Origin of the sequence: Longispora fulva, from assembly GCF_015751905.1 — a bacterium.
GTDB classification, from domain to species: domain Bacteria; phylum Actinomycetota; class Actinomycetes; order Mycobacteriales; family Micromonosporaceae; genus Longispora; species Longispora fulva.
The window spans coordinates 8,550,496-8,573,585 of record NZ_JADOUF010000001.1; the positions used below are offsets into that span (position 1 = coordinate 8,550,496).

Sequence of the window (23,090 nt, forward strand, 5' to 3'; positions counted from 1 at the left end):
TTCGCGCCCTAGATCCACGGAGTGTGACCGCTGTCACTACTCTGTGTCCGATTCCATACCCGAAGTGCCGGGTAGCGCAACCCTTGACACTAGCCGGCCCGTATCGTGTCACCCGACATGGCAAAGCTTCTCAGTGTGTTCGGCCGAGCCCGGCTCGCGCGCGTCCTCGACCCGGTGGGTTCAGCCCTCGTGCGCGCCGGCATCTCCCCGAACACGGTCACCGTCGCCGGCACGTTGGGCGTGGTCATCGGGTGCGTCGGTTTCGTCACCCGTGGTCACCTTCTCACAGGCCTGGTCATCGTGACCCTCAGTTGTCTCACCGACCTCATCGACGGGGCGATGGCCCGGGCGAGGGGGACCGCCAGCAGCTTCGGCGCGTTCCTCGACTCGACCATGGACCGGGTGGCCGACGGTGCCATCTTCGGCGCCCTGGCCTTCTGGCTGGGCACCACGGGCCACCCGTGGCCGGCCGCCGCCGCGCTGCTGGCCCTGGTCCTCGGCCAGGTCGTCTCCTACGCCAAGGCCCGCGCCGAGGGCCTGGGCATGACCTGCAACGTGGGCATCGCCGAGCGGCCCGAGCGCCTGATCCTGATCGGGATCGGCGGCCTGCTCGCCGGCCTGGGCGTGCCCTACGGCCTCGACGCGGTCCTGTGGCTGCTCGTCGCGCTGTCCGCCGTCACGGTATGGCAGCGGGTCGCGCACGTGCACAAGCAGGCGTCATGACTCTCCAGGAGTGGGGCTACACCGCCGGCTGGCGGATCGTCCGCGCCCTGCCGGGGCCGGTGGCGACCGGCGTCTTCCGGGCCGGGGCCGACCGGGCCGCCCGCCGCCGGGGCCCCGGGGTGCAGCGGCTGGAGGCCAACCTCCGCCGGGTGGCCGCCCCTGACGCCGACATCGACGCGCTGGTCCGCGCCGGCATGCGCTCCTACGCCCGGTACTGGATGGAGGCCTTCCGCCTGCCGTCGCGCAGCCGGGCCCAGATCCTCGACGGTTTCCGCCTCGAGGGCGGCGAGACGCTGATCCAGCACGGCAAGGCCGGCGAGGGCGCCGTCGTGGCATTGCCGCACGGCGGCAACTGGGACGCCGCCGGGGCCTGGGCCGCGGCCAGCGGCATCCCGCTCACCACCGTCGCCGAACGCCTCAAGCCCGAGGCTCTCTACCAGCGGTTCCTCGACTTCCGCGAGAGCCTGGGCATGAGCATCATCCCCGAGCGCGGCGGCGACCGGCCGCCGATCGACGTGCTGGTCGAACGGGTCCAGGCGGGGCACCTGGTGCCGCTGCTCGCCGACCGGGACCTGTCCCGACGCGGCGTCGAGGTCACCTTCTTCGGCGGCCGGACCCGGATGCCCGCAGGCCCGGCGCTGCTGGCCCTGCGGACCGGCGCACCCCTGTACACGGTCTCCATGTGGTACGAACCGGACGCCGCCTGCGGCCGGCTCGTCGGCCCGCTGCCGGTCCCCGCGTCGGGCACCCTGGCGGAGCGGGTCGCGGCGCTGACCCAGTCGGTGGCCGATTCCCTCGCCCTGGGCATCGCCGAGCACCCCGAGGACTGGCACATGCTCCAGAAGCTGTGGCTGGACCCGTCGTGAGGATCGGCATCGTCTGCCCGTACTCCTTCGACGTGCCCGGCGGGGTGCAGTTTCACATCCGCGACCTCGCCGAGGCGCTGATGGACCTCGGACACCAGGTCAGCGTGCTGGCCCCGGCCGAGGACGAGGACGCGCTGCCGGAGTACGCGGTGTCGGCGGGGCGGGCGGTGGCCGTCAAGTACAACGGATCGGTCGCGCGGTTGACCTTCGGGCCGATCTCCGCCGCCCGGGTCCGGCGCTGGCTGGCCCGGGGGAAGTTCGACGTCCTGCACGTGCACGAGCCGGTCACCCCGAGCCTGTCGATGCTGGCCACCCTGGCCGCCCGGGGCCCGGTGGTGGCCACGTTCCACACCGCGATGACCCGGTCGCGGACCATGGCCGCCAGCGCCCCCGTCCTGCAACTGGTCCTGGAGAAGATCACGGCCCGGATCGCCGTCAGCGCGCTGGCCCGCAAGGTGCAGGTCGAACACCTCGGCGGGGGAGCGGTCGAGATCCCCAACGGGGTGTCGATGGCGGCCTTCACCGGCGCGGAACCCCTGCCCGGCTGGCCCGGCACCGGCGGGGCCATCGGCTTCCTCGGCCGGTTCACCGAGCCCCGCAAGGGCTTCGACGTGCTGGTGGACGCGTTCGCCCGGCTGGCCCCCGACCGCCCGGGACTGCGGCTGCTGCTCGCCGGCCCGGGCGACCTGTCGGAGATCGACCTGCCCGACGTGGTCCGCGACCGGATCACCTTCCTCGGCAAGGTCTCCGAGGAGGACAAGCCCCGGATGCTCCGCAGCGTGGACGTCTACGTCGCCCCCAACACCGGCGGCGAGTCCTTCGGCATGATCCTCACCGAGGCGATGGCGGCCGGGGCCCCCGTGCTGGCCAGCGACATCGACGCCTTCCGGCGGGTTCTCGACGACGGCCGCGCCGGCGCCCTGTTTCCCGTGGCGGATCCCGCGGCCCTGGCCGCAGAACTCGCCGACCTGCTGGACGACCCGGCGCGGCGGCGGGCGCTGTCGGAGGCCGCGACCCGGGCCGTCGAGAACTACGACTGGCCGGTCGTGGCCCGCCGGATCGTGGAGGTGTACGCCACCGCGATCGCCGCCACGACCGGGGTGGTGACCGGGGACGACCCGGAGCTCGACGCACGGCTGGCCGGCCTGCCGTAACGGGGCTGCCCCAGCCGTCGTGCCGTGCCGGAGCCCGCCTGTCAGGCGAGTCGTCGCGCGGCCTCCTTGCGCCCGGGGGATAGGATCCGGCCTCATGTGGTGGGTGGTGGTCGTCGTCCTCGCCGTGGTGCTGGTGGCGTCCTACGTGACCTGGCTCGCCGCGCGCGTCGAGCGCCTGCACGACCGCGCGGCCGCCGCCGCCGCGGCCCTCGACGCCCACCTCGTCCGGCGCGCGGTCGCCGCGACGAGCCTCGCCAACGGCGGCCTGCCGGAGCTGCGCGACGCCGCCCGCACCGCCCTGGCCGCCGGCCCGGAGGACCGGTCCGGCGCGGAGAACGACCTGACCCGCCAGCTGCGGGCGCTGGAGTGGGACCCCGACGCCATGGCTGACGTTGTCACCACGAGTCGCCGGGTGGCCCTGGCCCGCCAGGTGCACGACGATCTGGTCCGCGACGCCCTCGCGGCCCGACGTCGGAACATCGTGCGGATGCTCCGTCTGGCCCGTAAATACCCCAAGCCCACCTATTTCGATATCGAAGAGCCGACGCTGGGCACGTGAGGCCCCTCACACCGCCGGGCGGGTTCCCGGGTGGTGGGACGTACCATGAGGTGACGATCCCTATTCCCCTCAGCAAGGAGCACGAACGTGACTGAGACCGCCGTCACCGGTACCGCCCGCGTCAAGCGCGGCATGGCCGAGATGCTCAAGGGCGGCGTGATCATGGATGTGGTCAACGCTGAGCAGGCCAAGATCGCCGAGGATGCCGGCGCCGTCGCCGTCATGGCGCTCGAGCGCGTTCCCGCCGACATCCGCGCCCAGGGTGGCGTCTCCCGGATGAGCGACCCCGACATGATCGACGGCATCATCAACGCCGTGTCGATCCCGGTGATGGCCAAGGCCCGCATCGGTCACTTCGTCGAGGCCCAGATCCTCCAGTCGCTCGGCGTCGACTACATCGACGAGTCCGAGGTCCTCACCCCGGCCGACTACGCCAACCACATCGACAAGTGGGCCTTCACGGTCCCGTTCGTCTGCGGCGCGACGAACCTGGGCGAGGCGCTCCGCCGGATCACCGAGGGCGCGGCCATGATCCGCTCCAAGGGCGAGGCCGGCACGGGCGACGTCTCCAACGCCACCACCCACATGCGCAAGATCCGTGGCGAGCTGCGCCGCCTGAGCACCCTGGCCGAGGACGAGCTGTACGTGGCGGCCAAGGAGCTCCAGGCGCCGTACGAGCTGGTCAAGGAGGTCGCCGAGTCCGGCAAGCTCCCGGTGGTGCTGTTCACCGCCGGCGGCATCGCCACCCCGGCCGACGCGGCGATGATGATGCAGCTCGGCGCCGAGGGCGTGTTCGTCGGCTCCGGCATCTTCAAGTCGGGCAACCCGGCCGAGCGTGCCGCCGCCATCGTCAAGGCCACCACGTTCTTCGACGACCCGGACGTCCTCGCGAAGGTCTCCCGCGGCCTCGGCGAGGCCATGGTCGGCATCAATGTCGACGAGATCCCGCAGCCCCACCGCCTGGCCGAGCGCGGCTGGTAGCCACTCACCCGAAGAAGCCCTCCCAGCCGGGGGGGCTTCTTCGCGTTCACGATCAAACCCCTGTTTCCCGGTACGCCGTGCGCCCGACACGACCCCGGCGGATGTCAGGGCACTCCCTCGGCGACGATCGCTCGTCCAGGGGCCGCCCGCGGCGTCACCAGATGACGACGCCGCCACCCTCGACGCCCCGTGCACGCTCGATCGCCGCGACGATGTTGCCTATCCGGTCGGCCACGTACTCCTCGCCGTAGCCGGTCGTCGGGGCGACCGCCGCGATGTCGCCCCGGATCGCCGCGCACTCCACCGCCAGCCCGTCGAGCTCCTCTGGGCCGACCCACGGATCGGCCCGGGCGAGGGTGGGCAGGAGCCGAAGGTCGAGGCCGAGCTCGGCGACCCCCGGCGACCACCGGAGCGTGTGCCTGGTCATCTCGGATCCGGCGGAGTCACTGACGCCTGGCACCCCGTCGAGGACGGTCGAGCTTCCGTCGGACAGTCGGACGAACACATCGACGCAGAGGCTCATGCGTTCACCCCATCACTCCGCGACGTCGCGGCCACGCGATTTCCGGCTCGGCGAGCCGGGTGCGCGCGCTGGGCGTCGCTCGCACCGTCGGTGGGGCGCCCCGTGACCACCGCCGTAGCCGGAGACAGTGATCACCGCATGCTGTGACTACCCCAGCGCCAGCAGATCCGCCACGAGCGCCAGCACGAGGAGTACCCCCATCGACGCCGCCGCGACGAGTGCCCGGCGAGGTTCGCCGCCCCGCCCGCGCACCGACCGGTAGTAGACGACCGTGCCGGCCACGATCAGCGTCCCCTCGACGACGGCGCTGAGCCAGCCGATCCGCCACAGCCCGAACCCGAGCGTCGGCATGCCGCCGACGTTCCCGGGCAGGATCGGCAGGTCGGCCCGGTGCACGACCAGGTCAAGGATCCAGTGGCTGAACACGAGGCCGCCGAACAGCAGCCCGCCGCGCCGCCCCCACCGCCACCCGGCCAGGGCCCCGCCGACCGCCGCGATGGCCAGCGCCCCGACTAGGGAGTGGGTGTAGTCGGCGTGGATGACCGCTCCGCCGTAGCCGGGGTGCACCTCGTCGAAGTACTCGATCTTGCCGGACAGGTACAGGATGACGAAGAAGACGTCGAGCAGCTGGGTGGCGAGCATCAGCGCCCACAGCGGGGTGGTGCGGTCTGCGGTCTTGCTCGCGGCGGCGACCGCGAAGTGTCCGGCGAACATCAGCGGCTGCCTTTCGGGGTACGGGTCGCCCAGCGGTCGAGCCAGCCGCCGAGCAGGATGAACAGCAGGGTGAAGACTATGAAGCTCATGCCTCGCCTCTCTCACTAACGCACTTAGCTAAGGAATTTAGCTACGGCCATTAGCTACGTCAACCCCACGGTCGCGCACCATGATCAATTACGGAACATAGATCTAGTTGATCACCGTGAACAGGGGGGATCGAGCCGGCCACGCGCCGGGACACTAAGCTCGCACCGTGAGTGAAGACTTGATCATTGGTGTGTTCGCCCTCCAGGGGGACGTCCGTGAGCACTTGGCCGCCCTGGCCGAGTGCGACGTGGTGGCCCGGCCCGTCCGCCGCCCCGAGGAGCTGGCCTCGGTGCACGCCCTCGTGATCCCCGGGGGTGAGTCCACGACCATGAGCAAACTGGTCGAGATCTTCGGGATGCTGGAGCCGATCCGGGAGCGGATTCGCGGCGGCATGCCCGTGTACGGCTCCTGCGCCGGCATGATCATGCTGGCTGACCACGTACTCGACGGCCGCAGCGACCAGGTCTTCTTCGGCGGGATCGACATGGTCGTCCGGCGCAACGCGTTCGGCCGCCAGGTCGACTCCTTCGAGGCGAATGTCGACCTCGCGGGGGTTGAGGGCGACCCGTTCCACGCCGTGTTCATCCGCGCGCCGAGGGTCGAATCGGTCGGCGAGGGCGTCGAGGTGCTCTCGCGGATCAGCGGCGGGGACGCTGACGGTACGATCGTGGCGGTGCGGCAGGGCCCCCTGCTGGCGACGGCGTTCCACCCGGAGTTGACGGGGGACCTGCGCGTACACGCTCTCTTCGTCGAGATGGTGCGCGCCGCCGCGCGTTAGTCGAGACGACGGAGGAAAGCGACAGATGAGCGGCCACTCAAAATGGGCGACGACGAAGCACAAGAAGGCCGTCGTCGATGCCAAGCGTGGAAAGATGTTCGCCAAGCTCATCAAGAACATCGAGGTCGCCGCGCGCACCGGCGGCGGTGACCCCACGGGCAACCCGACCCTGTTCGACGCCATCCAGAAGGCGAAGAAGAGCTCGGTCCCCAACAACAACATCGACGGCGCGGTCAAGCGCGGCTCGGGCGCCGAGGTCGGCGGGGCCGACTGGCAGACGATCATGTACGAGGGCTACGGCCCCAACGGCGTCGCGGTCCTGATCGAGTGCCTCACCGACAACCGCAACCGCGCGGCCGCCGAGGTGCGCACCGCGCTGTCCCGCAACGGCGGCAGCCTCGCGGACCCGGGCAGCGTCGCGTACATGTTCAACCGCAAGGGCATCGTGATCATCGGCAAGCAGGGTCGCTCCGAGGACGACATCCTGGAGATCGTGCTCGACGCGGGCGCGGAGGAGGTCAACGACCTCGGCGACGAGTTCGAGGTGGTCTCCGAGCCGACCGATCTGGTCGCCGTGCGCACCGCGCTCCAGGGCGCCGGCGTGGACTACGAGTCGGCCGAGTCGAGTTTCGTGCCGACCATGAACGTCCCCCTCGAGGAGGAGGGCGCGCGCAAGATCTTCAAGCTGATCGACGCCCTCGAGGACAGCGACGACGTGCAGAACGTGTACGCCAACTTCGACGTGTCCGACGAGGTCATGGAGAAGCTGGACGCCTGAGTGCCCGACGCGCCCCGGGTCACCGGGGCGCGTTGAACTCGGCGGCCACCGCCTCGAGCACGCGCATGTCGGCCCGGAAGTGTCCGTCGGCCCGCGGCCAGTGCAGGACAAAAGCACCAAAACCCATTTCCGTGTACCGGCCCACACAGTCCCGGAACGCCGCCACCGAGGCGAGCGGCCGGCTGTCCCCGGTGCCGAGCAGCATCAGCCGGTCCACGTGCCGTCCCGTGGCCGCGCACGCCGCGTCCAGCGCCTCGACCTGGGCCTTCGGGTCCCCGACGTCCTGGGTGACCCAGGTCTGCGCGTAGCGGGCCGCCAGCCGGATCCCGCGCGGACCGGTGCCGGCGATGGTCAGCGGGATCCGGGGCAGCGCGCCGCCGGTCCAGGCGTTCTCCGCCGACCACGTGGGGCCGTGGTGCGTGGTCTCCTCGGCGCTCAGCAGGGTGTCCACCAGCGTGACCCACTCGGCGAACCGGTCGGCCTTCTCCTTCGGCGGCCACGGGCCCTCGCCGGTCACCCGCACGTCGCTGGAGTTCCCGCCGGCCCCGACCCCGAGGCTGAACCGGCCGCCGGAGATGTCGTCGATCGCCAGCGCCGCCTTCGCCGTCGTCACCGGGTGCCGGAAGCCTGGGGCCGTGACCAGGGTGCCGAGCCCGATCCTGGACGTCACGGCGGCCGCGGCGGCCAGGGTGGCGTACGCGTCGAACCACGGCCGCAGGTCCCGCCAGGCCACGTGGTCGAACAGCCACGCCCGGCCGAAGCCCAACTCCTCGGCACGCAGCCAGTCGGCCTTCGCTTCCCTCCACGGGGCGGTGGGCCACATCATCACGTCGACCCGGGGCGCCGCGTCCGCGCGGGCGGGCGGGGCGTCCGCCAGGGGCGGCGTCGGCTCGCGCGGGTCAGAGGTCATGCCGCCGATCCGCTGTAGGGCGGGGCGAACACCACCAGGAGGGCCAGATCCTCGGTCACGTCGGTGAACCGGTGCTCCTCGCCCGCCGGTACGAACACCACGGAACCGGGGCCCAGGTCAGCCTCGCCGTTGGAGGTCACGATCCGCGCCCGGCCGGCCGTCACCACGTAGATCTCGTCCTCGCGGTGCGGCGACTGGTCGTCGTGCCCGCCGGCCCGGATCGAGTACGTCCCGACGGTCATGTCCGTCGTGCGCAGTGTCTCCACATAGTGGTTCGGCGCGTCGCCCGGCGTGCTGAAGGCGTGTTCGATGAGGCGCATGTCAGTACCCTACGGTAGGTTTTGCCGAACAGGTGTTCGTCGGAGAGGGCTGAGCGTGCGGGTTCTAGGAGTCGACCCGGGGCTGACCCGGTGCGGCGTCGGCGTCGTCGAGGGGCTGCCCGGCCGCCCCTGCCGGCTCCTGCACGTCGAGGTCATCCGCACCGATCCCGACGCGGACCTGGCGACGCGGCTGCTCGCCGTCTCCGACGGGATCACGGCGGCCCTGACGGCGTGGCGGCCGGAGCAGGTCGCCGTCGAGCGCGTCTTCAGCCAGAACAACGTGGGCACCGTGATCGGCACGGCCCAGGCCAGCGGGGTGGCCCTGCTGACGGCGGCGCGCGCGGGGCTGCCCGTGGTGACGTACACGCCGAGTGAGGTCAAGGCCGCCGTCACCGGCTCCGGAACGGCCGACAAGGCCCAGGTCACGGCGATGGTGACCAAGCTCCTCCAGTTGAAGGTCGCCCCGAGGCCGGCGGACGCCGCCGACGCCCTCGCGCTGGCCATCTGCCACGTCTGGAAGGGTGGCACCCAGGCCCGGATCGCAGCGGCGATCCAGGCCGCCAAGACCGCGCAGACGGCCGCGAGGCAGGCGCAGACAGGAGTCCGACGGTGATAGCGAGCGTGCGCGGTCAGGTGACGGCCATCGGGCCGGACACGGTCGTGGTCGAGGTCGGCGGGGTGGGCCTCGCGCTGCACTGTTCGCCGGGCACCCTCGCGGACCTGCGGGTGGGCGCGCAGACCCGGCTGGCGGCGAGCCTTGTGGTCCGCGAGGACTCCCTGACGTTGTACGGGTTCGCCGACGACGACGCCAAGAGCCTTTTCGAGCTGCTGCAGACCGCGAGCGGGGTCGGGCCGCGGGTGGCGCAGTCCATTCTCGCGGTGCACAGCCCCGACGCGGTGCGGGTCGCGATCGCCACGGCCGACACCGCGGCGCTGACCCGTGTGCCGGGGATCGGCAAGAAGGGTGCCGAGCGCCTGGTCCTGGAGCTGCGGGACAAGATCGGGGCGGTGGCGGTCCTCGACGACGGCGGGGTGACCACGGTCGGCGGGGCGCACGTCTGGCAGGAGCAGGTCCGCCAGGCCCTGACCGGGCTGGGCTGGACGGCCCGGGACGCGGACTCGGCGGTGTCCGCGGTGCACGAGTCGCTGGACAAGAGCGCGGACCCGCCGCCGGTGCCGGCGCTGCTCAAGCAGGCGATCCGGATGCTCGGGCGGACCCGGTGAACACCCCGGTGGTTTCGTCCGGGGGCCCCCGATGACCGACGAGTTCTTCGACGACGGGTCGATGCTGGTGTCGCCGGACGCGACGGACGCGGATCTGGCCGCCGAGACCAGCGTCCGGCCGAAGCGGCTGGAGGAGTTCATCGCCCAGCACCGGGTGCGCGAGCAGCTCCAGGTCCTGTTGCAGGGCGCGGTCCGCCGGGGTTCGCCGCCCGACCACATCCTGCTGTCCGGGCCGCCGGGGCTGGGCAAGACGACCCTGGCGATGATCGTGGCCGCCGAGCTGGGCACCGGTCTGCGGATGACGTCCGGGCCGGCCATCGAGCGTTCCGGCGACCTGGCGGCGATCCTCACCGGGCTCGGGCCGGGCGACGTGCTGTTCATCGACGAGATCCACCGGATCGCGAAGCCCGCCGAGGAGTTGTTGTACTCGGCGATGGAGGACTTCCGGGTCGACGTGATCGTCGGCAAGGGCCCGGGCGCGACGGCGATCCCGCTGGACGTGGAGCCGTTCACCCTGGTCGGGGCGACCACCCGGGCCGGCCTGCTGACCGGTCCGATGCGCGACCGGTTCGGCTTCGTCGCGCACCTGGACTTCTACGAGCCCGACGCGCTGCGCCACATCCTGCACCGTTCGGCCCGGATCCTCGGCGTGGACGTCTCCGACGACGGGGCCGTCGAGATCGCCGGCCGGTCGCGGGGCACGCCCCGGATCGCCAACCGGCTGCTGCGCCGGGTCCGCGACTACGCCGAGGTGCGGGGCGACGGTCGGGTCACGCTGGACGCCGCGCAGGCCGCGTTGAAGGTGTACGACGTCGACGAGCTCGGGCTCGACCGGCTGGACCGCGCGGTGCTCCGCGCCCTGGTCACCTCGTTCGGCGGCGGTCCGGTGGGCCTGTCCACGCTCGCGGTCGCGGTGGGGGAGCAGCCGGACACGGTCGAGGAGGTCTGCGAACCGTTCCTGGTCAGGGCCGGTCTGCTGGCCCGGACGCCCCGGGGCCGGATGGCCACGCCGGCCGCGTGGCGGCACCTGGGCCTGCAGCCGCCGGACAGTGCGTTCGGGGCGGCGCAGAGCAGGATCGACCTTCCGGATATCTTTGGGACTGATCCGTGACCGGACCGTGACCCACACCACCCCAGGTGTGTTCCGCGGCACCGACTAGACTCCCCGCGATCCAACTCATCGCGCGTGACCGGAAGGCTCTACACAGTGCTTCTCTCAGAAGGCGCCTCGGGCGGCAGCAGCCTCTTCCCGCTCCTGATGTTCGGCGCGCTGATCGTCGGGATGTATTTCCTGCTGATCCGCCCGCAGCAGAAGCGGCGCCGGGAGATGGCGGAGCAGCAGCGCAACATCGGGATCGGCGACGAGATCGTCACGATCGGCGGCCTGTACGGCACCGTGGTCGCGATGGATGACGAGACCATGACTCTGCGTATCGCAGAGGGGGTCAACGCGAGGTACGCGCGGCAGGCCTTCGGTCGCGTCGTCACTCCGCAGGACGGTTCCAACGAGTCGATCGCTGACGAATCCGGCGAGGGCGACTCCGCTAAGTAACGTTTTCCCGTGGATTCCGGGATGAGGACTTCCCGAGCGGACGCGGATACTGAATAGTCATGTCCGGCCAGTATTGGCCGGACATGCGGCCTGGGCCGGCCTGCGCCGGCGACGACATTGCAGGGAGACGGGACAGCCGTGGCAGCACCACAAGGACAGCTGCGGGTGAAGTGGTACTTCATCTCGCTCTTGAGCATCACAGCGGTGCTCTTCGCGTTGGTATTCGGAACCGGCTCCGGTTCGTTCACCGACCGGCTCAAGCCGCGGCTCGGCCTCGACCTGCAGGGTGGCACGAGCATCACGCTGCAGACGAAGACGTCCGACAACAAGCCCCCGGCGAAGGACAAGCTGGACGAGGCGCGCAACATCATCGAGCAGCGGGTCAACGCGACGGGTGTCGCCGAGCCCGAGGTCGTCGTCGAGGGTGACCGCAACATCGTCGTCAACATCGCCGGTGCGCAGACCGGTGACGGCTTCCGCGCTCTGGTCGCCCCGGCGGAGCTCCGGTTCCGCCAGGTCGTGACGTCGACACCGGACATCGACGAGGCCGCCGTGAACGCGACCCCGTCGCCGTCGCCCAGCGCGTCGGGTTCCCCGGCGCCGAGCGCGAGCCCGTCGGCGTCGGCCAGCCCGAACGCCGCGGTGTCCCCGACCCCGGAGGCGACCGCCAAGCCGAGCGCGACCCCGTCGGCGTCGGCCAGCGCCGCCCCGTCGGCCACCCCGGCCCCGTCCGGCAGCGCGGCCCCGAGCCCGAGCCCGACCGTGAACCCGGACGTGGCCAAGCGCAAGGAGGAGGCGCTCGCCTCCGCCAAGGCCGCCGTCGGCGACGCCAACTGGCAGCTCGCCCAGCAGCTGATCGACAACCCGAGCCAGTTCCAGGGCCACGAAAAGGACGTCTACAACCAGCTCAAGCCCTTCGGCAAGCTGACCGGCGCCCAAGTCGACGCGCTGCCGCTGAAGATGCAGTTCGGCGTCTACAACATCTCCTGCAAGCAGCTCGGGGAGCGCCCGCCGGGTGCCGTCGCCGACCCGACCCAGAACGTCGTGGCCTGCGGCAAGGACACCAACACCGACCCGAAGACGAAGAAGAAGACCACCAGCTGGACGAAGTACGTGCTGGACGTCGCCTCGGTGCTGGGCACCGACGTGGCCGACGCCACCGGGTCGTACGACACCGGGTGGAAGGTCAACATGAAGTTCAAGAGCGCCGGTCAGGACAAGTGGACCGAGCTCACGAAGAAGGCCTACAACGGCGGCCAGAACGCCACCCAGCAGAACGGCACCGACCGGGTCGCGATCGTCCTGGACAACGCGGTCGTCTCGGCCCCGGCCATCCAGGGCGTCATCAACGGCGACGCGCAGATCACCGGTTCGTTCAGCCGGGAGGACGTCACCAACCTGGCGGCCCAGCTCCGGTTCGGCTCGCTGCCCCTGACGTTCGAGCAGAGCCAGGCGCAGACGATCTCCCCGACCCTCGGTAGCGCCCAGCTCAAGGCGGGTCTGCTCGCGGCCGGCATCGGCATGCTGCTGGTGATCATCTACTCGTTCTTCTACTACCGGCTGCTCGGCACGGTCATCTTCCTGAGCCTGATCATGTCGGCGATCCTGGTGTTCGGCGCGCTGGTCCTCCTCGGCCGGCAGATCGGCTTCACCCTGACGCTGGCCGGCATCGCCGGATTCATCGTCTCGCTAGGCGTCGCCGCCGACTCGTTCGTCATCTACTTCGAACGACTCAAGGACGAGATCCGCGACGGACGCAGTCCACGGAGCGCGGTGCCGCGCGCCTGGGCCCGCGCCCGGCGGACGATCATCTCGGCCAACGCGATCTCGATCCTCGCGGCCGTGGTGCTCTACATCTTCGCGATCGGCACGGTCCAGGGCTTCGCGTTCGCGCTGGGTCTGGCCACGGTGCTCGACCTCGTGGTCGTGTTCCTCTTCCGGCACCCGATCATGGCGGCGTTCGCCAGCACCAAGGCGTTCCTCTCGCCCCGGGTCAGTGGCCTCGGCCGGGTGCTGAACAAGCCCACCGAGCAGGGCGACACCATCATCAGCACCAACCCGAAGGAGGCGTGACGTGGCTGGTCTCGGTCTCGCAACCCGGCTGTACCGCGGTGACGCCGGCCTCAACATCATCGGCAAGAAGAAGGTCTGGTTCTCCGTCGCGCTGACGGTCCTGCTGATCACGGTGCTCAGCTTCGTGTTCCGGGGTCCGCAGCTGGGCATCGACTTCACCGGTGGCAACAAGTTCCAGGTGCCGGCCAGCGTCGGTGACGCCAAGCAGGTCGAGTCGGCCATCGCCAAGGCGGTGACGGACGTCGACCCGAAGGGCAAGACCCTGGCGGCCGTGAAGATCGGCGGCGGCGAGGCGAGCTACGAGGTCAAGACCACGTCGCTCAACCCGGACCAGTCGTTCAAGGTCAAGACGGCGCTGGCGCAGAAGTTCGGCATCGACGTCACCAAGATCAGCGACACCCAGGTCAGTGGCGCGTGGGGTAGCCAGGTCACGTCGAAGGCCCTGACGGGTCTGGCGGTCTTCCTGGCGATCGTGATCGGGTACCTGGTGATCCGGTTCGAGTGGCGGATGGCGATCGGCGCGGTCGCCTCGCTGATCCTCGACCTGACGCTGACGGCCGGCGTCTATCTGCTGGTCGGCTTCGAGATCACGCCGTCCACGGTGATCGGCTTCCTGACGATCCTCGGCTTCGCGCTGTACGACGTGGTGGTCGTGTTCGACAAGGTCCAGGAGAACACCGGCGGCATCCTGGCCCGCAACACGATGACGTACCCGGAGGCGGCGAACCTGGCCGTCAACCAGACCCTGATGCGTTCGATCAACACCGGTCTGGTCGCGCTGCTGCCCGTCGGTGGTCTGCTGTTCATCGGCGCGGGTCTGCTCGGCGCCGGCACCCTGAAGGACCTCGGCCTCGTGCTGTTCATCGGCATGGGCGCGGCGGTCTACTCCTCGATCTTCTTCGCCACGCCGGTGCTGGTGTGGCTGAAGGAGAAGGAGGGCCGGGTCGCCGCGCACACCCAGCGGGTGTTCGCCCGCCGGGCCAGCCTGGTGGAGAAGGGCGAGGACGGCGTGCCGACCCCGCGCGTGCCGGTGTTCGTCGACGGCGGCACGCTCGCCCCGAAGCCGGGCCAGCGCCCGGTCAGCCGGCCCCGGAAGCGGTAGCTGGTGGTTTTCGCTGGGGACAGCGGTCCCGAGGCCGCCCGGCTGGTCGCCAGCCGGGTGGCCGACGTTCCGGACTTCCCGAAGCCGGGCATCCTGTTCAAGGACCTGAGCCCGCTGTTCGGGGACGGCGCGGTGTTCCGTGCCGTGATCGACGAGATCGTCGGGTTCCACGGCGCGGACAGCTTCGACGTGGTGGCCGGCATGGAGGCCCGTGGCTTCCTGCTGGCCGCCGCGATCGGCTACGCGACGGGCAAGGGCGTCGTGCCGGTCCGCAAGGCCGGCAAGCTGCCCCGCGAGGTGCTGTCGGCGTCGTATGACCTGGAGTACGGCCAGGCGACCCTCGAGGTGCACGCCGACGCGTTCGCGCCCGGTGCCCGGGTGCTCGTCGTGGACGACGTCCTGGCCACGGGCGGCACGGCCGAGGCGACGTTGGGCCTGGTCGAGCGGGCCGGCGGCGTGGTGAGCGGGTTCAGCGTCCTGCTGGAGCTGGGCTTCCTGGCCGGCCGCGAGCGCCTGGCGCCGCGCCCGGTGCATGCCCTCCTGGCGGTTTGACGTAGCTTGGGGTACGACGCGGGGGAGTGAGGGGCGCTCAAGGGCTACGATGAGACGTCCTGAGAGATCTCATGGCGAGGAGCAGGCGGTTGTCGAGCGACGTCACATCCCCAGCGGAGGGTTCAGTGGCGGGTTCCGGCGCGCCGGTTCCGCCGGGCCCCAAGGACACCTCCACCGTTAACGGTCAGAAGTCCGCGCTGAACGCCGTCGTGCCGGCGGATGACCAGGTCCCGGGCGAGGAGTCCAGCGGCGTCCGCCCCGGGCTGGGCAACGTGCCGACCGGCCGGCGGGTCCGGGCCCGGCTGGCCCGGTTCAACGCGCCGTGGCAGAGCACCCAGGTCCGCGAGGTCCTCGAGCCGCTGGTCGCCACGCACCGCGCCAGTCACGCCAAGGCCGACGTCCGCCTCCTCCAGCAGGCGTACGACGTGGCGGCGAGCTACCACACCGGGCAGTACCGCAAGTCCGGCGACCCGTACATCACCCACCCGCTGGCCGTGGCGACGATCCTCGCCGACCTCGGGATGGACACCACCACCCTGGTGGCGGCGCTGCTGCACGACACGATCGAGGACACCCCGTACTCCCTGGAGGAGATGCGCCGCGACTTCGGCGGCGAGGTGGCGCTGCTGGTCGACGGCGTGACGAAGCTCGACAAGGTCAAGCTGGGCGACGCGGCCAAGGCGGAGACGATCCGCAAGATGGTCGTCGCGATGGCCAAGGACCCCCGGGTGCTGGTGATCAAGCTGGCCGACCGGCTGCACAACATGCGTACCCTGACGTTCCTGCCGCAGGCCAAGCAGGAGCAGAAGGCGCGCGAGACGCTGGAGATCCTGGCCCCGCTGGCCCACCGGCTGGGCATGAACACGATCAAGTGGGAGCTGGAGGATCTGTCCTTCGGCACGCTGTACCCGAAGCGGTTCGACGAGATCCGCCGGCTGGTGCAGGACCACTCCGGCCAGCGTGACGCCCTGCTGGCCCAGGTCACCGACCGGGTCAACACCGACCTGCACACCTCGAAGATCAAGGCGAGCGTCACCGGCCGCCCCAAGCACCTGTACTCGATCTACCAGAAGATGATCGTCCGGGGCCGCGACTTCAACGACATCTACGACCTGGTCGGGGTGCGGATCCTGGTGGACACCGTGCGCGACTGCTACGCCGCGCTCGGCGTGGTCCACGCGAACTGGCAGCCCGTCCCGGGCCGGTTCAAGGACTACATCGCGATGCCCAAGTTCAACATGTACCAGTCGCTGCACACGACCGTGATCGGCCCGAACGGCAAGCCGGTCGAGATGCAGATCCGCACGTACGCGATGCACCGCACGGCGGAGTACGGCATCGCGGCGCACTGGAAGTACAAGGAGACCAAGGGCGCCACGATCGTCGGTCCGCCCGCGCACATCGACGAGATGGCGTGGCTGCGCCAGCTGCTGGACTGGCAGCGCGAGGCCGCCGACCCGAGCGAGTTCCTCGACGCGCTGCGCTATGACCTGTCCAGTCAGGAGGTGTACGTCTTCACCCCGAAGGGCGACGTCATCGCCCTGCCGAAGGGGTCCACGCCGGTCGACTTCGCCTACGCCGTGCATACCCAGGTCGGGCACAAGTGCATCGGCGCGCGGGTCAACGGCAAGCTCGTACCCCTCGAATCGTCGTTGAACAACGGCGACGTGATCGAGATCTTCACGTCGAAGTCGGAGACCGCCGGCCCGACCCAGGACTGGCTCGGCTTCGTCAAGAGCCCCCGGGCGCGCACCAAGATCCGGCAGTACTTCAACAAGGAGCGCCGCGAGGAGGCGATCGAGGACGGCAAGGAGCAGATCACGAAGGCCATGCGCAAGCAGGGCCTGCCGCTGCAACGGATGCTCACCCTCGACTCGCTGACCACGATCGCCCGCGACCTGCACCTGCAGGACGTGTCCTCGCTGTACGCGGCGGTCGGCGAGCACCAGGTGTCCGCCCAGTCCGTCGTCCAGAAGCTCGTCGCCGGCTACGGGGGCGAGGAGGGCCTGGTCGAGGACGTCGCCGAGACCGCCCTGCCGACCAGGGTGTCCTCGCGGTCCCGGGGCCAGTACGACCCGGGTGTCGTCGTGCACGGTGTCTCCGATGTCTGGATCAAGCTCGCCCGGTGCTGCACCCCGGTGCCCGGCGACCAGATCATGGGCTTCGTGACCCGCTCCGGCGGGGTCAGCGTGCACCGCCAGGACTGCGTGAACTCCGACGACCTGCGCAGCCAGCCCGAACGGCTCGTCGAGGTGACGTGGAAGCCGAGCGCCGGGTCGACGTTCCTCGTCGCGATCCAGGTCGAGGCCCTCGACCGCCACAAGCTCCTCGCCGACGTGACTCGGGTGCTGTCCGAGGAGAAGGTCAACATCCTGTCGGCGACGGTGACCACGACGCGGGACAGGGTGGCCGTCAGCCGGTTCACGTTCGAGATGGCCGACCCGAAGCACCTGGGGCACCTGCTGAGGGCCGTACGTGGCGTTGACGGGGTCTACGACGCCTACAGAGTCACCTCCGGGGCTTAGGCCGTTTGGACCCGCTGAGGACGACGCTGGACTGCGCACTGGCAAAATGCGCAGGGCGAGCCCTGGCGCCTTTCGCCACTGCTTGCCAGCGCCGCCCTCAGCGGGCCACTGCGCCTTAGATCAAAACCTTTTTGACGGTTACGGTGGTTCCTGCTTTGGCATGCATCGGTTCTTCCTGTTCCGCCCGGGGCGGGTATCAGGGGGCGGTCTCGTCGGCTGTGGTGATGTGCTCCGCGATCGTCAGCAGGTCGTGGCGCTGCCGGAAGGTGAACGATTCGGTGGAATCCGGTCGGCGGAGCGCCCGCACGTGCAGGGCCAGGAGTGACCGGTCGGCCGGGTCGAGCCGGCCCGTGGTCAGGCAGGTGGTGGCGAGTCCGCGCAGGTCGACGGCTGCCGGGTGGCCCGTGGCGGTCAGCGCGGCGAAATGCCGACGCGTCCAGCACCACAGTGCGTGCAGGGCGCCCTCGCGGGGATCGGCGTCCCACCGGAGGCTCCGGTGCGGGTAGGGCTCGTCGGGGCCGGGTACCCGGCGGCCGGCCCGCTTGGCGGCCGTGCGCCGGGCCGCGTAGGCCTCCGACGCGCGGTGGCGGGCGGCGCGGCTGGCCGACAGCAGGTCCAGGGCCGCCAGCAGGGTGGCCTCGTCCCGCGCGTACGGACCGGCCAGCCTGGTCAGCAGGCTCAGAGTGATGTTGAAGCCCAGCGGGCGGTAGATCTGCACGCACGATCCCAGGGCGTTGACCCGCCGGCCCCAGGGCAGGTCGGGATTGCGGACCCGCGCGGCCGAGCTGGCGAAACTCACCGGGCATCTCCTGGGCCGAGTCGGTGCGAGGGGAGGTCCCGGGCTGCCCGGTGAGCGCCGGGGTGCCCGGGGGAGTGGCGTGGCGTACCCGAAAAGGAAGGGCGCCCCGGGAGATCCCGGAGCGCCCCACTCTCGTGCGGTGTGACCTGGTGTTACGGCGCCGGGGTGGGGCTGGTGCCCGCGCTCGTCGACGCCGACGGCGCGGCGGTGACCGGGCCGACCGTGAGCGTCTTGATCTCGAACGGCTGCTTGGGCTCGCCGTCCGTGGCGTCCGCGCCCGTCTTGTCCTTGGCGCCCTTGGCCGCCACGGCCTTCACGATGTCGAGACCCTTGGTGACCTTGCCGACGATGGTGTAGTCGGCACCGAGGTCGGTGTCGGCGTACACGATGAAGAACTGGCTGCCCGTGGTGTTGGGGGCCTGGGTCTTCGCCATCGCCAGGGTGCCAGCCGGGTAGGCGGGCTTCTTGCCGGTCGGCAGGTTCTCCTCGGCGAACTTGTACATCGGGCCGCCCATGCCGGACGCCGACGGGTCGCCGCACTGCAGCACGGAGATGCCGGCCGTGGTCAGGCGGTGGCACTTCGTGTTGTCGAAGAACTTCCGCTCCGCCAGGTACGCGAAGCTGGCCGACGCGCACGGCGCGTGCGCGACGTCGAGCTCGAAGGACACGTCACCGAGGTTCGAGGTGATGTCCATCGTCCGGGTGCCGGTGTGCGGCTCGCCGGCAGGCGGCGTGCCGACGTCCTTGAGGCTCGGGTTGCCGCCCTTGTCCTCCGGCAGCCAGTTGCACGCGCCCGCCGACGGGGTCGCCCCCGGCTTGGCCGTGCTGTCCTTCTTGCCACCGCTGAACACCGCGATGCCCACCCAGATGCCGATGCCGACGACCAGGACGAGGGCGATCGCGGAACCGATCGCGGCCTGCAGCTTGCGGCGCTTCGCCGCGGCCTCGGCCTTGACGGTCATGCCCTGCTGGAGTTTGGCGCGCGCGGCGTCCCGCTGCGCGCGCTCCCGCTGAGAACTCACGTGAACTGCTCCTCTGTCGCTCAGGTGGCCGATTCGGTCGGCTTAGCGACGGTCAGGGACTGGATGATGATGTCGTTCTTGGGCTTGCCGTCCTTCACCTTGGCACCGCTGGCGTCCACGGCGCCCGCCTCGGCGGCCTTCGTGATGAGGTCGAGACCCTTGGTGACCTTGCCGACCACGCTGTACGCGGGGCTCGCCGGCGTGTCCTTGTAGAAGATCATGAACTGGCCGCTGTTGGTGTTCGCACCCTTGGTGACCAGGGCGATCGTACCCGCGGCGTAGGTGACCTTCGGCTCGGTCGGCGTCGCCGACGGGCTGGCGGTCGGGTCCGGCGCCGGCACCTGCGGCAGGTTCTCGCTGGCGTAGGTGTACCCGGGCTCGCCCGTGCCCTCGGCGTTGTGACTGCCGCACTGCAGGACGAACAGGTTCTCCGTGGACAACCGGTGGCACGGGCCGTTGTCGAAGTACTTCTTGCTGGCGAGGAAGCGGAAGCTCTCCGCCGCGCACGGCGACTTCGCCACGTCGAGCTCGGCCGAGATCGCGCCGAGGTTCGTCGTGATCTCCATCGGGGCGACGCCGGACTTGGCCATCCCGGTGGTGGCCGGCGTGCCGACGTCCTTCACGCCGGGAGCCTTGTTGGGCTGCCAGGTGCAGTCGCCGATCGCGGCGGGCGGCGTGGGCTTCTTGTCGAAGACCCCGCCCATCCACAACGCGCCGACGACGATGACGAGCAGCGCGATCCCGCCGGCCACACCGGCGCGGATCTGCCGCTGTCGCCGGGCGCGAGCGGTCCGCCGGGCGGTCTGTCGATCGAGCTTCGCCCGGGCCAGCTGGCGCTGCCGGTCTCTGCTGGAAGCCACGTGTGCTCCCTCCCCAAGGTGGGCACGGTGGATCCGTGCCGTAGGTCACATCCGCCCGAGTGTACGGTCGGGTCGGTTCGCTAGGGTACCGGGTCAACCTGTATCTGTGTGCGGCCGTCCGGCCGGGCTCGGTAGGCTCTATGGCGGAGTCGTCGCCTCGCCTGAGAAGGACCCTTTCGTTGTTTATTGTCGGGTTTCCCGCCGCCGCCCTCGGTACGAATTGTTACGTCGCAGCGGGCGACGGGCCGGGCGGCGCGTGCGTGGTGGTCGACCCGGGCGTCGGCGTGCTGGCCGATCTCGACGCGCTCCTCGCCGAGCACCGGCTCACCCCGGTCGCGGTCCTGCTGACCCACGGCCACTTCGACCACGTCTGGTCGGCGGCCGCGCTGTGCGCGGCCCGCGACATCCCGGCGTACGTGCACGCCGGCGACCTCGGGCTCCTCGCCGACCCGACCATGGGTCTCCCGATCAGCCTCGACCAGCTGGTGGGGCCGGGGCGGGACTACACCGGCCTGGTGGAGCCGCGTCTCGTGGCCGACGGCGACGTGCTGGAGCTGGCCGGGGCCGAGTTCACCGTCGACCACGTGCCCGGCCATACCGGCGGGTCGGTGCTGTACCGGACCCTCGGGGCCGAGCCCGTCTGCTTCACGGGCGACGTCCTGTTCGAGGGCACGATCGGCCGCACCGACCTCCCCGGCGGGGACACCGCGACGATGATGGCCAGCCTGCGCGAGCGGCTGCTGACCCTCGACGACGCGACGGTGTGCCTCCCGGGGCACGGCGCCCGGACCACGATCGGGCGCGAGCGGGTGGCGAACCCGTACCTGACCGGCCTGGCCGCGCCGGAGACCCGGCGGACCGGCTTCTAGATCCCGTCCGCGTCGTTGTCCTCCCGGAGGGCGGCGACCCCCGCACGGCGAAGACTCTGATACGAGAGAGAGCACCCGACATGACCCGTCCGACTCCGCTCAGCGGCTTCCCCGAGTGGCTGCCCGGCCAGCGCATCATCGAGCAGACGGTCCTCGACCGGATCCGGGGCACCTTCGAGCTGCACGGCTTCGCGCCGATCGAGACCCGCGCCGTCGAGCCGATGGACCAGCTGCTCCGCAAGGGCGAGACCTCCAAGGAGGTGTACGTGCTCCGCCGGCTGCAGGCCGAGGGCGCCGACTCCTCCGACTCCGGCCTCGGCCTGCACTTCGACCTGACCGTGCCGTTCGCCCGCTACGTGTTGGAGAACTCCGGCAAGCTGGCGTTCCCGTTCCGCCGGTACCAGATCCAGAAGTGCTGGCGGGGCGAGCGCCCCCAGGAGGGCCGCTACCGCGAGTTCTACCAGGCCGACATCGACATCATCGACCGCGAGACCCTGCCGAACCACTACGAGGCCGAGTTGCCCGTCGTGGTGGCCGACGCCCTGGCGAGCCTGCCGGTCCGGTTCACGATGCACGTGAACAACCGCAAACTGTCCGAGGGCTTCTACCGGGGCCTGGGCCTGTCCGATCCGATGGCGGCGCTTCGGGTGATCGACAAGCTGGACAAGGTCGGCCCGGACAAGGTGGCCGTGATGCTCGCCGAGCAGGCCGGCGCGTCGGAGGCCCAGGCGGCCGCGTGCCTCAAGCTCGCCGACATCTCCACGCCCGACAGTTCCTTCGTGGACGCCGTCCGCGCGCTCGGCGTCACCGACCCGCTGCTCGACGAGGGCCTCGAGGAGCTGGCCGCCGTGCTGGACACCGCAGCCGAGCACGCGCCCGGCCTGCTGGTCGCGGACATGCGGATCGCCCGGGGCCTGGACTACTACACCGGCACCGTGTACGAGACGTTCATCGAGGGCCGGGAGAAGTTCGGCTCGGTCTGCTCCGGCGGCCGGTACGACACCCTGGCCCAGTCCGGCAACGACACCTTCCCGGGCGTGGGCCTGTCGATCGGGGTGAGCCGGATCCTCGGCGTCCTGTTCGGCTCCGGCGCGCTGACCGTGAGCCGGCCGACCCCGACCTGTGTCCTGGTCGCGCTGCCCGCCGAGGAGGACCGGCCGGCGTGCAACCGGATCGCGGCGGCCCTGCGCGGGCGGGGGATCGCGGTGGAGGTCGCCCCGGCGGCGGCGAAGTTCGGCAAGCAGATCAAGTTCGCGGAGAAGCGCGGGATCCCGTTCGTGTGGTTCCCCGGGGACGAGCAGCAGGTGAAGGACATCCGCAGCGGCGAGCAGGCCGTGGCGGACCCGGCGACGTGGACGCCTCCGGTGGCGGATCTGCGGCCGACCGTCGCGTGAGTTCGCGGCGCCGCGGGCCTCCGTCGAGGACCGCGGTGCCGCCGACCCGGCCGCCCTACGCTGCCCCCGCGCAGACCCGACAGCCCTTCGCCGCCCCTCCGCGCCGGCCTGGTGGCCCCCGGGCGCGCGGCCGGCCCGGTGGACGCTCAGTCCCGTCGCGCCGGCGCCGTCGCCACCATCCACGCCGCCTGCACCCCGAGGAACACCAGCGCGCACAACAGCAGCGCCTCCACCTGCAGGTTCGTCAGGTCGCCCCGGATCGCGGCCCCCAGCGGGGGGATCGCGGCGACGGCGGCGACCGCCAGGTACACCGGCACGGCGCACAGCAGCACCCTGCCGGCCGCCCGGCGCCCGGTCGCCTGGCGGAGCGCCGGCACGAGCAGCGCCACGGCGAGTGCCCCGACCAGCCCGGCGAACGTGAACGACGACCGCCACAGCGCTGGCACGTCCGGCGCGACCTGGGACAGCAGCGCCATGGTGCCGGGCACGACGAACTGCAACGAGACGAGGTAGGCGGCCTGGTGCACGGCCGAGCCGGGGTCCGCGAGGTCGGCCCGGTCCTTGGTTGTCACCCACCACAGGCCGAGCAGGGTGAAGTTGACCGCCGCGACGACGCCGTAGAACGCGCTGAGATCCACGAGAGCTCCTAGGGGCGCGTGATTATGCACTGATTGTAGGAGTTTGCCTGGTCTGGGCACGGCGCAACGCCCACGTGGTCCGGC

Annotated in this window: 25 protein-coding genes; 17 read left to right on the top strand and 8 right to left on the bottom strand. The window is 70.9% G+C overall.

The window, feature by feature from the left end; all coding sequences use genetic code 11:
- Positions 1–117: 117 nt before the first annotated feature.
- The 5 genes from pgsA (at position 118) to pdxS (ending at position 4,283) form a co-directional block, all read left to right on the top strand.
- A complete protein-coding gene (gene pgsA, locus IW245_RS39465; RefSeq protein WP_197008147.1) occupies positions 118–723 on the top strand; it encodes a phosphatidylinositol phosphate synthase in 606 nt (201 codons plus the stop codon).
- Positions 720–1,589 carry a phosphatidylinositol mannoside acyltransferase gene (locus tag IW245_RS39470; protein WP_197008148.1) on the top strand — a complete coding sequence of 290 codons (870 nt, stop codon included), beginning with the start codon at positions 720–722 and terminating at the stop codon, positions 1,587–1,589. The genes pgsA and IW245_RS39470 overlap by 4 nt, the downstream gene beginning before the upstream one ends.
- Positions 1,586–2,743: a glycosyltransferase family 4 protein gene (locus IW245_RS39475; protein ID WP_197008149.1), complete on the top strand. Its 1,158-nt coding sequence runs from the start codon at positions 1,586–1,588 to the stop codon at positions 2,741–2,743. The genes IW245_RS39470 and IW245_RS39475 overlap by 4 nt, the downstream gene beginning before the upstream one ends.
- A 94-nt stretch (positions 2,744–2,837) precedes the next feature.
- Positions 2,838–3,302 carry a LemA family protein gene (locus tag IW245_RS39480; protein ID WP_197008150.1) on the top strand — a complete coding sequence of 155 codons (465 nt, stop codon included), beginning with the start codon at positions 2,838–2,840 and terminating at the stop codon, positions 3,300–3,302.
- An 87-nt stretch (positions 3,303–3,389) separates the two neighbouring features.
- The gene (gene pdxS, locus IW245_RS39485; RefSeq protein WP_197008151.1) at positions 3,390–4,283 is read left to right on the top strand and encodes a pyridoxal 5'-phosphate synthase lyase subunit PdxS; all 894 of its coding nucleotides are present in this window, start codon (positions 3,390–3,392) and stop codon (positions 4,281–4,283) included.
- A 154-nt stretch (positions 4,284–4,437) separates the two neighbouring features.
- On the opposite strand, the gene IW245_RS39490 is transcribed toward pdxS, so the two are convergent.
- Both IW245_RS39490 and IW245_RS39495 read right to left on the bottom strand, forming a co-directional pair.
- Entirely contained in the window at positions 4,438–4,806 is a 369-nt protein-coding gene (locus IW245_RS39490; protein WP_197008152.1) for a hypothetical protein, read from the bottom strand.
- A gap of 147 nt (positions 4,807–4,953) precedes the next feature.
- On the bottom strand, positions 4,954–5,520 hold the full coding sequence (locus IW245_RS39495) for a metal-dependent hydrolase (RefSeq protein WP_197008153.1): 567 nt from the start codon (positions 5,518–5,520) through the stop codon (positions 4,954–4,956).
- A 256-nt stretch (positions 5,521–5,776) separates the two neighbouring features.
- On the opposite strand from IW245_RS39495, the gene pdxT reads away from it, so the two are divergent.
- Both pdxT and IW245_RS39505 read left to right on the top strand, forming a co-directional pair.
- Positions 5,777–6,388 carry a pyridoxal 5'-phosphate synthase glutaminase subunit PdxT gene (gene pdxT / locus IW245_RS39500; protein ID WP_233472955.1) on the top strand — a complete coding sequence of 204 codons (612 nt, stop codon included), beginning with the start codon at positions 5,777–5,779 and terminating at the stop codon, positions 6,386–6,388.
- A gap of 25 nt (positions 6,389–6,413) precedes the next feature.
- The gene (locus IW245_RS39505) at positions 6,414–7,166 is read left to right on the top strand and encodes a YebC/PmpR family DNA-binding transcriptional regulator (protein ID WP_197008154.1); all 753 of its coding nucleotides are present in this window, start codon (positions 6,414–6,416) and stop codon (positions 7,164–7,166) included.
- 19 nt (positions 7,167–7,185) lie between these two features.
- Here IW245_RS39505 and IW245_RS39510 read toward each other — a convergent pair whose 3' ends face one another.
- Together IW245_RS39510 and IW245_RS39515 are read right to left on the bottom strand one after the other, a co-directional pair.
- A complete protein-coding gene (locus IW245_RS39510; protein WP_197008155.1) occupies positions 7,186–8,076 on the bottom strand; it encodes an LLM class flavin-dependent oxidoreductase in 891 nt (296 codons plus the stop codon).
- Positions 8,073–8,396, bottom strand: coding sequence for a cupin domain-containing protein (locus IW245_RS39515; protein WP_231399093.1), 324 nt, complete (start codon positions 8,394–8,396; stop codon positions 8,073–8,075). The genes IW245_RS39510 and IW245_RS39515 overlap by 4 nt, the downstream gene beginning before the upstream one ends.
- Before the next feature lie 55 nt (positions 8,397–8,451).
- Between IW245_RS39515 and ruvC the strand changes: the two genes are divergently transcribed.
- The 8 genes from ruvC to IW245_RS39555 all read left to right on the top strand — a co-directional run bounded on the left by ruvC (position 8,452) and on the right by IW245_RS39555 (position 17,424).
- Positions 8,452–9,009 carry a crossover junction endodeoxyribonuclease RuvC gene (gene ruvC / locus IW245_RS39520; protein WP_197008156.1) on the top strand — a complete coding sequence of 186 codons (558 nt, stop codon included), beginning with the start codon at positions 8,452–8,454 and terminating at the stop codon, positions 9,007–9,009.
- Positions 9,006–9,620: a Holliday junction branch migration protein RuvA gene (gene ruvA, locus IW245_RS39525; protein ID WP_197008157.1), complete on the top strand. Its 615-nt coding sequence runs from the start codon at positions 9,006–9,008 to the stop codon at positions 9,618–9,620. Before ruvC ends, ruvA begins: the two co-directional genes overlap by 4 nt.
- A 31-nt stretch (positions 9,621–9,651) precedes the next feature.
- Complete coding sequence (ruvB, locus tag IW245_RS39530) at positions 9,652–10,731, top strand: Holliday junction branch migration DNA helicase RuvB (RefSeq protein ID WP_197008158.1); 1,080 nt, start codon at positions 9,652–9,654, stop codon at positions 10,729–10,731.
- 96 nt (positions 10,732–10,827) lie between these two features.
- Positions 10,828–11,172: a preprotein translocase subunit YajC gene (gene yajC, locus IW245_RS39535; protein WP_372445324.1), complete on the top strand. Its 345-nt coding sequence runs from the start codon at positions 10,828–10,830 to the stop codon at positions 11,170–11,172.
- A gap of 138 nt (positions 11,173–11,310) precedes the next feature.
- A complete protein-coding gene (secD, locus tag IW245_RS39540) occupies positions 11,311–13,245 on the top strand; it encodes a protein translocase subunit SecD (protein ID WP_372445294.1) in 1,935 nt (644 codons plus the stop codon).
- Position 13,246: 1 nt separating this feature from the next.
- On the top strand, positions 13,247–14,347 hold the full coding sequence (gene secF / locus IW245_RS39545) for a protein translocase subunit SecF (protein ID WP_197008159.1): 1,101 nt from the start codon (positions 13,247–13,249) through the stop codon (positions 14,345–14,347).
- Positions 14,348–14,350: 3 nt separating this feature from the next.
- Positions 14,351–14,899, top strand: a complete 549-nt coding sequence (locus IW245_RS39550) for an adenine phosphoribosyltransferase (protein ID WP_233472953.1) — start codon at positions 14,351–14,353, stop codon at positions 14,897–14,899.
- 71 nt (positions 14,900–14,970) lie between these two features.
- Positions 14,971–17,424, top strand: a complete 2,454-nt coding sequence (locus IW245_RS39555; protein ID WP_372445295.1) for a RelA/SpoT family protein — start codon at positions 14,971–14,973, stop codon at positions 17,422–17,424.
- Positions 17,425–17,620: 196 nt separating this feature from the next.
- On the opposite strand, the gene IW245_RS39560 is transcribed toward IW245_RS39555, so the two are convergent.
- From IW245_RS39560 to IW245_RS39570, 3 genes are all read right to left on the bottom strand, one after another.
- Positions 17,621–18,223 carry a hypothetical protein gene (locus IW245_RS39560; RefSeq protein WP_197008160.1) on the bottom strand — a complete coding sequence of 201 codons (603 nt, stop codon included), beginning with the start codon at positions 18,221–18,223 and terminating at the stop codon, positions 17,621–17,623.
- 152 nt (positions 18,224–18,375) lie between these two features.
- The gene (locus IW245_RS39565) at positions 18,376–19,245 is read right to left on the bottom strand and encodes a peptidylprolyl isomerase (protein ID WP_197008161.1); all 870 of its coding nucleotides are present in this window, start codon (positions 19,243–19,245) and stop codon (positions 18,376–18,378) included.
- 20 nt (positions 19,246–19,265) lie between these two features.
- Positions 19,266–20,105 carry a peptidylprolyl isomerase gene (locus IW245_RS39570; protein ID WP_197008162.1) on the bottom strand — a complete coding sequence of 280 codons (840 nt, stop codon included), beginning with the start codon at positions 20,103–20,105 and terminating at the stop codon, positions 19,266–19,268.
- 179 nt (positions 20,106–20,284) lie between these two features.
- On the opposite strand from IW245_RS39570, the gene IW245_RS39575 reads away from it, so the two are divergent.
- Both IW245_RS39575 and hisS read left to right on the top strand, forming a co-directional pair.
- Complete coding sequence (locus IW245_RS39575; protein ID WP_197008163.1) at positions 20,285–20,974, top strand: MBL fold metallo-hydrolase; 690 nt, start codon at positions 20,285–20,287, stop codon at positions 20,972–20,974.
- 80 nt (positions 20,975–21,054) lie between these two features.
- Positions 21,055–22,368 carry a histidine--tRNA ligase gene (hisS, locus tag IW245_RS39580; protein WP_197008164.1) on the top strand — a complete coding sequence of 438 codons (1,314 nt, stop codon included), beginning with the start codon at positions 21,055–21,057 and terminating at the stop codon, positions 22,366–22,368.
- Positions 22,369–22,514: 146 nt separating this feature from the next.
- Here the strand turns inward: hisS and IW245_RS39585 are convergent, their stop codons facing one another.
- Positions 22,515–23,006: a hypothetical protein gene (locus tag IW245_RS39585; RefSeq protein WP_197008165.1), complete on the bottom strand. Its 492-nt coding sequence runs from the start codon at positions 23,004–23,006 to the stop codon at positions 22,515–22,517.
- Positions 23,007–23,090: the final 84 nt, after the last annotated feature.

What these genes read in the sequence shown, in the direction of transcription:
- pgsA (WP_197008147.1), top strand. Translation starts at nt 118, where the DNA reads ATGGCAAAGCTTCTCAGTGTGTTCGGCCGAGCCCGGCTCGCGCGCGTC.
- IW245_RS39470 (WP_197008148.1), top strand. Translation starts at nt 720, where the DNA reads ATGACTCTCCAGGAGTGGGGCTACACCGCCGGCTGGCGGATCGTCCGC.
- IW245_RS39480 (WP_197008150.1), top strand. Translation starts at nt 2,838, where the DNA reads ATGTGGTGGGTGGTGGTCGTCGTCCTCGCCGTGGTGCTGGTGGCGTCC.
- IW245_RS39490 (WP_197008152.1), bottom strand. Translation starts at nt 4,806, where the DNA reads ATGAGCCTCTGCGTCGATGTGTTCGTCCGACTGTCCGACGGAAGCTCG.
- IW245_RS39495 (WP_197008153.1), bottom strand. Translation starts at nt 5,520, where the DNA reads ATGTTCGCCGGACACTTCGCGGTCGCCGCCGCGAGCAAGACCGCAGAC.
- IW245_RS39505 (WP_197008154.1), top strand. Translation starts at nt 6,414, where the DNA reads ATGAGCGGCCACTCAAAATGGGCGACGACGAAGCACAAGAAGGCCGTC.
- IW245_RS39510 (WP_197008155.1), bottom strand. Translation starts at nt 8,076, where the DNA reads ATGACCTCTGACCCGCGCGAGCCGACGCCGCCCCTGGCGGACGCCCCG.
- IW245_RS39515 (WP_231399093.1), bottom strand. Translation starts at nt 8,396, where the DNA reads ATGCGCCTCATCGAACACGCCTTCAGCACGCCGGGCGACGCGCCGAAC.
- ruvB (WP_197008158.1), top strand. Translation starts at nt 9,652, where the DNA reads ATGACCGACGAGTTCTTCGACGACGGGTCGATGCTGGTGTCGCCGGAC.
- IW245_RS39555 (WP_372445295.1), top strand. Translation starts at nt 14,971, where the DNA reads ATGGCGAGGAGCAGGCGGTTGTCGAGCGACGTCACATCCCCAGCGGAG.
- hisS (WP_197008164.1), top strand. Translation starts at nt 21,055, where the DNA reads ATGACCCGTCCGACTCCGCTCAGCGGCTTCCCCGAGTGGCTGCCCGGC.